Raw genomic sequence first — 10,293 nt, 5'->3', positions numbered from 1 at the left:
TCAAATTGGCACCTGAAATTTCATTCTTGATTGCATACATGTCGGGTTGCGCGTGATGCCCCATGCGTGGCGCATCATCTGGATGGTCGGCGGATTGATGGCCGTGACCACCATATTGCCCAGCGACACGGCACGGCCAGCCTTTGAGGCCCCGGCTTGGGGCGCGTGGCCTGGCGCACGTGCACGGTACGGCCATCGCGGCGCTGCAAGGTGAGGCTGATGCGGCCTTTTTTGCTGCGAAGGTGACCAAATCCGCTTGAATGAAGCAGCTCGCGGTTTATGGGTGGCTTTGCGCAGGCATGGGCGCAGGTCTGGCCAGACCTTCCACCAGTTCTTGCAGGCTCTCGGGCGTGGCTTGCGGGCCGGGGCCGGGTTCGACCTCGGCACCCGGCGGCAGCGGCGCTGCAGCCACCGTCGCTAGGCGCGTTTCCTGGTCTGATAGGTGGCTGACCCAGCCCCCGCTCAACCATTCGCTGTAGCGCCAGTCACCGTCGGCGTGTACCAGGCCGGCCGGCGGCGTCGGCGCTGGGCTGACAGGCGTTTGCCGCAAGGCAGCGGCCATGAAGTCGATCCAGATCGGCAGCGCCAGGCGCCCGCCCGACTCGCCCGCGCCCAGGCTGCGCGGCTGGCTGTGGCCGACCCAGACGGCGGCTGCCAGCGTCGGGTGGTAGCCGACGAACCAGGCATCCACCGCGTTGTCGGTGGTGCCCGTTTTGCCGTAAATGTCGCGGCGCCCGAGTTGGGCCTGGGCCCGCGCGGCGGTGCCGCTGCGCGTGACGTCATTGAGCAGGCTGGACATGACGAAGGCGTTGCGCTCGGAGATCACGCGCCGTTCTTCGCTGGCCGGGCTCGGCGGCGCTGCTTCAAACAAGACCCGGCCTTGCGCGTCGGTGATGCGTTCGATCACCACCGGATTGACCGGCCAGCCCCCGTTGGCCAAGGTGGCGTAGGCGCGCGCCATTTGCAAGGGCGTGCTGCTGCCGCTGCCCAGCGCCAGCGTCAGATTGTCCGGCTGGCGCGCTGCGTCCAGGCCAAAACGGCTGCTCCAGTCGCGCATGCGCGGCATGCCCACGTGTTGCAGCACGCGCACGCTGACCAGGTTGCTCGAGTGTTCCAGCGCGCTGCGCAAGGTGATCGGGCCGCGGTGCAGACCGTCGCTGTTGTCTGGGCTCCAGCCGTTGGCGGCGCGCCAGGGCAGGTCGTCGATCAAGGTGGCGGGCATGACGCGCTGCTCCAGCGCGGCCGAGTACAGCAGCGGCTTGATCACCGAGCCCGGCTGCCGCCAGGCCTGGGTGGCGTGGTTGAAGGGCTGGCGTGTGAAGTCAAAGCCACCCACCAGCGCGCGCACGCGCCCGCTGTGCGTATCCAGCGCCACCAGCGCGGCCTCGACCTCTGGCCATTGCGCCAACTGCCAGTCGGTGCCGGTTTGCAGCAAGCGCACGATAGAGCCGCGCGTGATGCGCAGCGCCGCCGGGGCGTTTGGGCCCAGACCGCGACGGGCCCAGCGCAGACTTTCACCGCGCACGCGCACCTGCTCGCCGCTGGCCAGTTGCAGCCGCAGCTCTTGCGGGCTGGCCGCCAGCACAATGGCCACGCGCAGCAGTTCGTCGTCGCGTTGCTCGCGCAGCGCTTGCGCGGCTGCGTATTGCAGGTGCGTGCCCTCGGCAGACGGCAGCGCGGCATGGTCGTGCGGGCCGCGCCAGGGGCCACGGCGGTCAAACGCCAGCACGCCGCGGCGCAGCGCTTGGTGTGCCGCTTGCTGCTCGGCGGCGCGCAGCGAGGTCAGCACCCGCAGGCCGCGCGAATACGCTTCGGTGCCAAAGCGCTCCACCACCAGGCGGCGCGCCATCTCAGCCACGTGCGGCGCGTGTACGCTGCGCTGGCCTGGGGGGCGAATGCGCAGCGGCTCGGCGCGCGCGCCGGCGTGCTGCGCGGCGCTGATGACGCCAGTCACGCGCATGCGTTCGAGCACCACGCGCTGGCGCTGCACGGCGCGCTCAAAGTTGGCCACCGGGTTGGCAAAACTCGGGTTTTGCGGCAGACCCGCGAGCATGGCGATCTCGGCCAGGCTGAGCTGGTCCATCGGTTTGCCAAAGTAGGTCTGCGCCGCCATGGCGAAGCCGTAGGCGCGCTGGCCGAGAAAAATCTCGTTCAGATAAATTTCCAGAATGCGCTCTTTCGACAGCACCTGTTCGACTTGCAGCGCCAGCACGATTTCCTTTGCCTTGCGCTCGGCGCTGAAGGCGGGCGTCAGCAGCATGGTGCGCACCAGTTGCTGCGTGATGGTGGAGGCACCCTGTCTGCGCCCGCCAGTCAGCATGGCTACCGCAGCCCTGGCCATGCCTTTGGGGTCTATGCCCGGGTGCGCGTGAAAGCGCGTGTCTTCCACCGCCAGTACGGCTTGTTGCAGCAGGCGCGGCGTGCGTGCGAGTGGCACGAATTCGCGCCGCTCGGTGCCAAACTGGGCAATCTCCACCCCGTCGGCCGTCAGCACCGTCAGCGGCAGCTTGGGTTGGTAGTTGACGATCGGATCGATCGAGGGCAGGTCGAACGCCGAGCTGGCGCCGGGCGGATTGGCCCAGGTGGCAGCGGGGGTCAAGGCCAGCACCAGCATGGCCGGGCGCAACAAGGACAGGAGCATGGGGCTGAATTATCTGAGGTCAACCAACTTTGATCTTCGACTGGCAGCCAAAGTTCGTGCGCTGATGCGGGGACAATCTCGGATAATCGCAGGCAGTGCGGCCGCACAAGCTCGACCAAGGCGTGCGCTTTTTGCACGTCTTCGGGTGTTGCTGGGCATTTTGATGCCCGCTCTGAGGCGCGCGGCGGTTTTTTAAGACTCACATTTTTTTGCTATGGCTCAATACGTTTTTTCCATGAACCGGGTCGGCAAGATCGTGCCGCCCAAGCGGCATATCCTCAAAGACGTATCGCTGTCTTTTTTCCCTGGCGCCAAAATTGGCGTGCTGGGCACCAACGGTTCCGGCAAGTCCACGCTGCTCAAGATCATGGCCGGTCTGGACAAGGAGATCGAGGGCGAGGCGATTCCCATGCCCGGCATCCGCATTGGCTATTTGCCGCAAGAGCCGCAGCTCGACCCAAACCAGAATGTGCGCGAAGCGGTCGAGGCCAGCATGGGCGCGCTGAGAGCAGCGCAAAAACGGCTTGACGAGGTGTATGCAGCCTACGCCGAAGAGGACGCCGACTTTGACGCGCTCGCTGCCGAGCAAGCGCAGTTGGAGGCCGTCATCGCCACCTCGGGCAGCGACGGCGAACACCAGTTGGAGATCGCTGCCGACGCGCTGCGGCTGCCGCCCTGGGACGCCAGGGTCGGCGTGCTCTCGGGTGGCGAGAAGCGCCGCGTCGCGTTGTGCTGCCTGCTGCTGTCCAAGCCCGACATGCTGCTGCTCGACGAACCGACCAACCACTTGGACGCTGAGAGCGTGGACTGGCTGGAGCAGTTTCTGGCCCGCTTCCCTGGCACCGTGGTCGCCATCACCCACGACCGTTATTTTCTGGATAACGCGGCCGAGTGGATTTTGGAGCTCGATCGCGGTCACGGCATTCCCTACAAGGGCAATTATTCGAGCTGGCTGGAGCAAAAAGAGGCCCGGCTGGCGCAGGAGCAGCGCGGCGAGGACGCGCGCGCCAAGGCGATGAAGAAGGAGTTGGAGTGGGTGCGCCAAAACCCCAAGGGCCGCCAGGCCAAGAGCAAGGCGCGGCTGGCTCGCTTTGAGGAATTGAGCGACGTTGAATACCAAAAGCGCAACGAGACCAACGAGATTTTCATTCCGGTGGCCGAACGTCTGGGCAACGAGGTGTTCGAGTTCAAAAACGTCTCGAAGAGCTTTGGCGACCGCTTGCTGATCGATAACCTGAGTTTCCAGATTCCAGCCGGCGCCATCGTCGGCATCATCGGCCCCAACGGCGCGGGCAAGTCCACCTTGTTCAAACTGATCTCGGGCAAGGAGCAGCCCGACAGTGGCGAGGTCAAGATCGGGCAGACGGTGAAAATGGCGTTCGTCGATCAAAGCCGCGAAGGCCTGGCGGGCGACAAGACGGTGTGGCAGGACATCTCCGGCGGCCTGGACACGATCACGGTGGGCAAGTTTCAAATGCCCAGCCGCGCTTACTGCGGGCGCTTCAACTTCTCTGGTGCCGACCAGCAAAAGCGCGTCGGCAGCCTCTCGGGCGGCGAGCGCGGCCGGCTGCACCTGGCCAAGACGCTGGCCGAAGGCGGCAACGTGTTGCTGCTCGATGAACCTTCGAACGACCTTGATGTGGAAACCCTGCGCGCGCTGGAAGAGGCTTTGCTGGAATTTGCCGGTTGCGCGCTCGTCATCAGCCACGACCGCTGGTTCCTGGACCGCATCGCCACCCACATTTTGGCCGCCGAGGGCGACAGCCAGTGGGTGTTTTTCAACGGCAACTACCAAGAGTACGAAGCCGACAAGAAAAAACGCCTGGGCGAAGAGGGCGCCAAGCCCAAGCGCATGCGGTTCAAGGCCTTGAAGTAAAACAACAATCGGCCCGCACGCCTGCGGGGCTTTCCCCCGGGGCACCCATTGGGCTGCTGGGGCCCTGGAGACCGACATGGAATTGACTGACGAAATCGTTTTGAACGACACCCGGCGCTGGATCGAGAAGGCCGTCATCGGCCTCAATCTGTGTCCGTTTGCGCGTTCGGTGTACGCGAAGAACCAGGTCCGCATCGTACTCAGCCGGGCGCGGCACTTGGATGCCTTTTTGGACGATCTGGACCGCGAACTGCTGTTGTTGGCGCGCACGCCGGCCGAGGAGATCGACACCACGCTGCTGGTTCACCCCAGCCTGTTTCCTGACTTCCTGGACTTCAACGACTTGCTGGACCTGGTCGACGAAGTTCTGGTCGAGCACGGACTCGAAGGCGATCTGCAAGTGGCCAGTTTTCACCCGCAATTCGTGTTTGAAGGCGTGGCTGCTGACGATATCAGCCATGCGACCAACCGCGCCCCCTACCCCACGCTGCACCTGCTGCGCGAAGCCAGCGTGGCGCGCGCCGTCGCCAGTGAAGGCGGCGACGCGCAGGCAATCGTCGAGCGCAATATCGAGACCCTGCGCCGCCTGGGCGCAGCCGGCTGGCAGTCGCTGCTGAAAAACGACTGAAAGTGCGGGTTTTTGCTGGCTTTGGCGCTTTTCCTGCCGTCTTTGCGCACAGATTATCTCGGATAATGCCTGCATCCACCCCGTTGGCGGCCCCAAAAAGAGCGAAGCGAGCGTGCGCATGCAGACCGATTCTTTTGATGCCTGCCTGAAGGAAGCCTTGGTGCAAACGCGCCAGTGGGTGCCGCGTTGGCTGGACCAATTGCACGCCACCTTGCTCGAACGCGAACGGGCGGTCGGTCATCTGCACGAACGGCAGATACTGTTGCAGGCTCGCGTGACGCTGGAGAGCCACCGCGAACTGATCGCCAGCCGTTTTCTGGCGGCTTTTTCAGAATCGATCGAGGGCGCTTTGCCGCAGCAAGGCCGTCCGGTGCGCCCTCTGGATGCGCTCAGCCTCGATGAGCTCGAGCTGATGGGGCACGAGCAGGTGCAAGAAACGGTTGAGTTCGCTCGGGTGCAGCAGCTCATCATGATGGCGGTTGACCTTGAACTGGTGGCCTTGAACGCTCGCATCAGCAGCGCCCGCGGGCTGCAGGGGGTGCGTTTGCAAGCCAATCCGCTGCGCCCGGAGCTGGTGATCGCGGCCCTGATGCGCGCGCTCAATGGCGTGCATGTCGACCCGGTGCTGCGTTCGCGCTGGCTGCAAACCGGTGCGCTGGCGCTGGGCAAGGAGTTGCAAGCCATGTATGCGCGTTTGAGCGCGCTGCTCGATGGCTGGGGTGTGGCACCGGCGGGCTTCGTCGTGACCCAGCATGTCCAGAACCGCGCTGCCCATGCCTCATTGGCGGGCCTGGGTCCTGTTGCCCAAGCGGTGCCCAAACCGTCCTTGCCGGGCAACGAGGCCTTGCTGACGCTGGATCACTTGCATCAATTGCTGGTGGGTAATTTGCAGCCAGCCGTCGGCCCAGCCGGCGCAGCGGATCAAACCGATGCCAGCAGCACCATGGTGCGCGTGCTGGCGGCTGAGGTGGTCACACTGATGCTGCAGCGCATTGCCGACGACACCCGTTTGCTGGCGCCGCTGCGCGACCTGTTGCTGCAGATGAAGCCCGCCCTGCTGCAATTGGCCCGCAGCGAGCCGCGATTTTTTGCCGACCGGGACAACCCGGCGCGCCAGTTGCTCGATGCCATTACGGCACAAAGCCTGGCGTTCCCGAGCGAGGATAAACCAGGTTTCTCCCAGTTCGCCTCACAGGTGCAGCACATCTTGCGCACACTGCAGCAGCCGGGGGTCGATTTGCAACAGTGCTTTCCCGTCTTGCTGGCTGAGTTCAAGCGCTCGCTGGCCGAATCGGTCGAACCGGCCCAGTTGCAAGCACGCGGGCTGGCAGTGCAAACGCTGCTGCGCGTGGAGCAGCGCAATCTGCTGGCCGAACGGGTGGCGGCCGAATTTCGCGCCCGCAGCGACTATGCGCGTGCGCCCGGCGTGGTGCGACGCTTTCTGACCGGGCCCTGGGCGCAGGTGGTGGCGCAGGCGCGCATGAATGAAAACGATCCGGCGGCAAAGCCGGGGGCGCCGTTGCTGGCAACATCCACCGCGCTGCGCTACAGCGGCCTACTGAGCGATCTGCTGTGGTCGGCTCAGCTCCAGCAGGCCAGTCAGAACCGTCCGCGCCTGGTCAAGATCATCCCCGGCCTGCTGCGCACCCTGCGCGAAGGACTCGACGGCATCGACTACCCGCGCAAGCAGACCGAAATCTTTTTTCAGGCGCTGCTGGGCCTGCACGAAGCGGCCTACAAGACCCAGCGCATCGAGCGCGCGCCGGCAGAGGAATATCCCAGTCTCCAGCCCGAAGAAGAGCCCTGGATGCAGCGTGCAGAAGCGCGCGACACCGGCTTCATGGAAGATGCGCCCGCCCCCGTGCAGCCGGTCTTTGCCGATACCCTGCCGATGCAGGGCGACTGGGTGGACATAAAGGTCGACCCGACGCCCGACAGCGCCACAGATGTGACGCGAGACCTGAAGGTGGGAACCTGGGTCGACATCTGGCAGCAAGGTCAGGCCCTGCGCTGCCAGATCAGTTGGGCCAGCCCGCACGGCACCATGTATTTATTCACCGGCTCCGGCGGGCGTTCGTTGTCGATGACCCGGCGTGGACTCAAACGCTTGCTGGCGCAAGACCGGCTGCGCGTGGTGGCCGAGCAAGGCGTGGTGGACGAGGCACTGGACGCGGTGGCGCGCCAGGCCTGGATCAACAGCGCAGCGGTGCAGCAACCCGGTGACCCGGGCTGATTTCGGCTGCGCGCCAGTTCAGCGAAAATACGACTGGTAGACGCGGCTGCTGCCGTCGGCAAGCACCAGCAGCACATCGTAGGGGTCGCGCCGGCCGGCGTATTCAGGGCCGTCCATGCCCGGGCTGCCCAGCGGCATGCCAGGCACCGCCAGACCTAGCGCCCGCGGTCGCTCTTGCAGCAGGCGGCGGATTTCGCGCGCGTTCACATGGCCTTCGATCACGTAGCCGGCAATCAGCCCGGTGTGGCACGAGGCGTACTGCTGCGGCAGGCCCAGGCGCTTGCGCACGGCGGCGTTGCCGCTGTCGAACACATGGAGCCGAAAACCGTCGCGCTGCAGGTACTCGATCCAATCTTTGCAACAGCCGCACTGCGGGTCTTTCCAGACTTGCAGCACCGGCAACAAGGGGCTCGCCGACGCGCTGGCTGCCCACACGGGAGCAATGGCCAGCGCCAGCTTGGCGCCGGCAACAAGAAAAAGGGATCGTCTTTGCATGCTGTGACCGGTGATCGGGATTGGCTTGTATTGTCCAGCAAAATGGGTGGGGCAAGCCAAGTGCAACAGCTTGCTGGCAAGCCGCCATAATCCGCGCATGAATGCTACTGTTTCGTCCCCCGCTGTCCTTGTCGCTTGGCCGCGTATTGCGGTCTACAGCGGCAGCTTCGATCCGCCGACCCTCGGGCATGAGGACGTGGCTCGGCGTGCTGCGCTTTTGTTTGACCAGGTCATCATCGCGGTGGCGCAGGCGCACCACAAAAAACCCCGCTTCAGTTTGTTGCAGCGCCTGGAGATGGTGAGCGAAGCGGCCACTCGTTTGCCGGGGCAGGTGCGGGTGTTGCCGTTTGACGGTCTGCTGGTCGATTTTTGCCGCCAGCAAGGCGCTTGTGCCGTGGTGCGCGGCATCCGCCATCCGAGCGATTTTGACTACGAGGCCCAACTGGCGGCCATGAACCGCAAGTTGCACCCGACGCTGGAGACCGTTTTTTTGCTGCCGCAGGCCGACTTGCAATGCATCTCCAGCACGCTGGTGCGCGAAATCTCCGCTCTCGGCGGCGACGTCTCTACCCTGGTCAACCCGGCGGTGGCGCGCTGCCTGGCGCCGCCGGTGTTGCAGGCATGAAGCGCTTGCGTCTGGCCGCCGAGTGGCGGGACCGTGTTGCGCACGGCAAGGCGCTGTGCTGTGCTTGCCAGCAGGGGGGCGCGGCATGGCTTTGATGATTACAGACGAATGCATCAATTGCGACGTTTGCGAGCCCGAGTGCCCGAACCAGGCCATTTATCTCGGCCCCGAAATTTATCAGATCGACCCCGCCAAATGCACCGAATGCGTGGGTCATTTCGACGCGCCGCAGTGCGTGCAGGTTTGTCCGGTGAGCTGCATACCGGTCGATCCGGGGCATGCCGAGAGCCAGGCCACGCTGTGGCAGAAATACCAGCGGCTGCAAAAGCAGGTGCAGACTCAGAGACTCTCAGCCTCTCAGGCTTCGTCGCTGGCCGCAGCGTCCGACAGCGGCGCTTGAGCGCTCGGCGTGACGGCGATTTGGGCCGGCCGCGGCGGCTTGGGCCGCGCGGGTTTGCTGGTGTGTATCAGTGCCGTGGCCTGTTCCATGTCACCCGCGAGCAACAGCGCCAGCGCTTTGAGGCTGCGCTCTTGCGCCTGCGCGATGGCGATGCGTTCGTCGGCGCTGGGTTTTTTGAGTACCCAGTTGACCACGTCATTGCGCTGGCCGGGGTGGCCAATGCCGACGCGCAGCCGCCAGTAGTCGGCGCTTGCGAGCTGGGCGTGGACGTCGCGCAGACCGTTGTGGCCGGCGTGGCCACCGCCGCGCTTGAGCTTGACCTCCCCGGGCGGCAGGTCAAGCTCGTCGTGCACCACCAGCACTTCTGGCGGTGTGATTTTGAAGAAGCGCGCCAACGACGCCACCGAACGGCCCGAGTGGTTCATGAAGGTTTGCGGCTTGAGCAGCCAGACGCTGTGGCCATCGAGACTGGCGCGCGCGACCAGTCCGGCGTGGCCGCGCTCCATCTGCAAGGGGGCCTTGAGCAGCCGCGCCGCTTCGTCCACCCACCAGAATCCGGCGTTGTGGCGCGTGTGTTCGTATTCGGGGCCGGGGTTTCCCAGCCCGGCGATAAGTCGGATCATGCGCGGGATTATCCTGGTCGAACGGTGGGTCGTGCCTGACCTTAATGCAAACGGCCCGCCAGGGCGGGCCGTTGCAGACAGCAAAACCGCAGTGGTCTTACTTTTTCTTCTTGGCCTTTTTGTCGCCGGCGGCGGGCGCAGCCACCGGGGCCACCACCACTTCGGCCACCGGCTCGATCACGCTGGCCACGGTCAGTTTGGAGCGCCCGTGCAGCACCAGCTTGATGTCCTTGTCCAGGACGATGTCGCTGGTGTGGACGGACGAGCCCTTGGTGACGGCGCCCAGGTCAACCGTGATGTGCTCGGGCAACTGGATTGCCAGACACTCGATTTCGACCTCGGTCAGCACGTGGTTGATGGTGCAGCGGTCGATTTTTACCGCCGGTGAATGCTCGGCGTTGACGAAGTGCAGCGGCACTTTCTTGTGCAGGCGGGTCTTTTCGTCCACGCGCTGGAAGTCCACGTGCAGCACCTGCGGCTTGTAGGGGTGGTACTGCACGTCGCGCAGCAGCACTTTTTCCAGCGTGCCGGCCAGCTCCATGTCTAGGATGCTGGCGTGGAAGCCCTCCTTTTTCAGCGCGTGCCACAGGGCGTTGTGATCGACCTCGATCATCGCCGCCGGGGTCTGGCCACCAAAAACGATACCGGGCGCGCGACCGGTGTTGCGCAGACGGCGGCTCGCACCCGTACCCTGCTTGGCGCGCTCAAAAGCGACAAATTGCATGATTTTCTCCATTGTGGGGGATTCCGCGACCAGAACGCCCCGGTTTTA

At 64.8% G+C, this 10,293-nt stretch carries 9 protein-coding genes; 5 read left to right on the top strand and 4 right to left on the bottom strand.

Translation table 11 applies throughout. The features are described 5' to 3' along the window. Positions 1-277: 277 nt before the first annotated feature. Positions 278-2,641, bottom strand: a complete 2,364-nt coding sequence (locus EST26_RS03315) for a PBP1A family penicillin-binding protein (RefSeq protein WP_291065437.1) — start codon at positions 2,639-2,641, stop codon at positions 278-280. A 214-nt stretch (positions 2,642-2,855) separates the two neighbouring features. Between EST26_RS03315 and ettA the strand changes: the two genes are divergently transcribed. The 3 genes from ettA to EST26_RS03300 all read left to right on the top strand — a co-directional run bounded on the left by ettA (position 2,856) and on the right by EST26_RS03300 (position 7,378). Continuing rightward, positions 2,856-4,517: an energy-dependent translational throttle protein EttA gene (ettA, locus tag EST26_RS03310; RefSeq protein WP_291065435.1), complete on the top strand. Its 1,662-nt coding sequence runs from the start codon at positions 2,856-2,858 to the stop codon at positions 4,515-4,517. Between the two features lie 76 nt (positions 4,518-4,593). Continuing rightward, entirely contained in the window at positions 4,594-5,145 is a 552-nt protein-coding gene (locus EST26_RS03305) for a DUF1415 domain-containing protein (RefSeq protein ID WP_291065433.1), read from the top strand. Positions 5,146-5,263: 118 nt separating this feature from the next. Continuing rightward, entirely contained in the window at positions 5,264-7,378 is a 2,115-nt protein-coding gene (locus EST26_RS03300; RefSeq protein WP_291065431.1) for a DUF1631 family protein, read from the top strand. A gap of 18 nt (positions 7,379-7,396) precedes the next feature. Here EST26_RS03300 and EST26_RS03295 read toward each other — a convergent pair whose 3' ends face one another. After that, the gene (locus EST26_RS03295) at positions 7,397-7,873 is read right to left on the bottom strand and encodes a DUF411 domain-containing protein (RefSeq protein WP_291065430.1); all 477 of its coding nucleotides are present in this window, start codon (positions 7,871-7,873) and stop codon (positions 7,397-7,399) included. A gap of 97 nt (positions 7,874-7,970) precedes the next feature. Between EST26_RS03295 and coaD the strand changes: the two genes are divergently transcribed. Next, the gene (gene coaD, locus EST26_RS03290) at positions 7,971-8,498 is read left to right on the top strand and encodes a pantetheine-phosphate adenylyltransferase (RefSeq protein WP_291065428.1); all 528 of its coding nucleotides are present in this window, start codon (positions 7,971-7,973) and stop codon (positions 8,496-8,498) included. 85 nt (positions 8,499-8,583) lie between these two features. Next, complete coding sequence (locus EST26_RS03285) at positions 8,584-8,898, top strand: YfhL family 4Fe-4S dicluster ferredoxin (RefSeq protein WP_291065425.1); 315 nt, start codon at positions 8,584-8,586, stop codon at positions 8,896-8,898. Here EST26_RS03285 and pth read toward each other — a convergent pair. Next, the gene (gene pth, locus EST26_RS03280) at positions 8,856-9,521 is read right to left on the bottom strand and encodes an aminoacyl-tRNA hydrolase (protein ID WP_291065423.1); all 666 of its coding nucleotides are present in this window, start codon (positions 9,519-9,521) and stop codon (positions 8,856-8,858) included. The genes EST26_RS03285 and pth overlap by 43 nt on opposite strands. A gap of 97 nt (positions 9,522-9,618) precedes the next feature. After that, positions 9,619-10,245, bottom strand: a complete 627-nt coding sequence (locus EST26_RS03275) for a 50S ribosomal protein L25/general stress protein Ctc (RefSeq protein ID WP_291065421.1) — start codon at positions 10,243-10,245, stop codon at positions 9,619-9,621. Positions 10,246-10,293: the final 48 nt, after the last annotated feature.

This window comes from Hydrogenophaga sp., from assembly GCF_014773545.1.
GTDB lineage: Bacteria > Pseudomonadota > Gammaproteobacteria > Burkholderiales > Burkholderiaceae_C > Hydrogenophaga.
This window is presented reverse-complemented; position numbering and strand designations above follow the sequence as displayed.

Excerpts from the sequence above, each read along its gene's own strand:
- EST26_RS03315 (WP_291065437.1), bottom strand. The coding sequence starts at position 2,641 with ATGCTCCTGTCCTTGTTGCGCCCGGCCATGCTGGTGCTGGCCTTGACC.
- ettA (WP_291065435.1), top strand. The coding sequence starts at position 2,856 with ATGGCTCAATACGTTTTTTCCATGAACCGGGTCGGCAAGATCGTGCCG.
- EST26_RS03305 (WP_291065433.1), top strand. The coding sequence starts at position 4,594 with ATGGAATTGACTGACGAAATCGTTTTGAACGACACCCGGCGCTGGATC.
- EST26_RS03300 (WP_291065431.1), top strand. The coding sequence starts at position 5,264 with ATGCAGACCGATTCTTTTGATGCCTGCCTGAAGGAAGCCTTGGTGCAA.
- EST26_RS03295 (WP_291065430.1), bottom strand. The coding sequence starts at position 7,873 with ATGCAAAGACGATCCCTTTTTCTTGTTGCCGGCGCCAAGCTGGCGCTG.
- coaD (WP_291065428.1), top strand. The coding sequence starts at position 7,971 with ATGAATGCTACTGTTTCGTCCCCCGCTGTCCTTGTCGCTTGGCCGCGT.
- EST26_RS03285 (WP_291065425.1), top strand. The coding sequence starts at position 8,584 with ATGGCTTTGATGATTACAGACGAATGCATCAATTGCGACGTTTGCGAG.
- pth (WP_291065423.1), bottom strand. The coding sequence starts at position 9,521 with ATGATCCGACTTATCGCCGGGCTGGGAAACCCCGGCCCCGAATACGAA.
- EST26_RS03275 (WP_291065421.1), bottom strand. The coding sequence starts at position 10,245 with ATGCAATTTGTCGCTTTTGAGCGCGCCAAGCAGGGTACGGGTGCGAGC.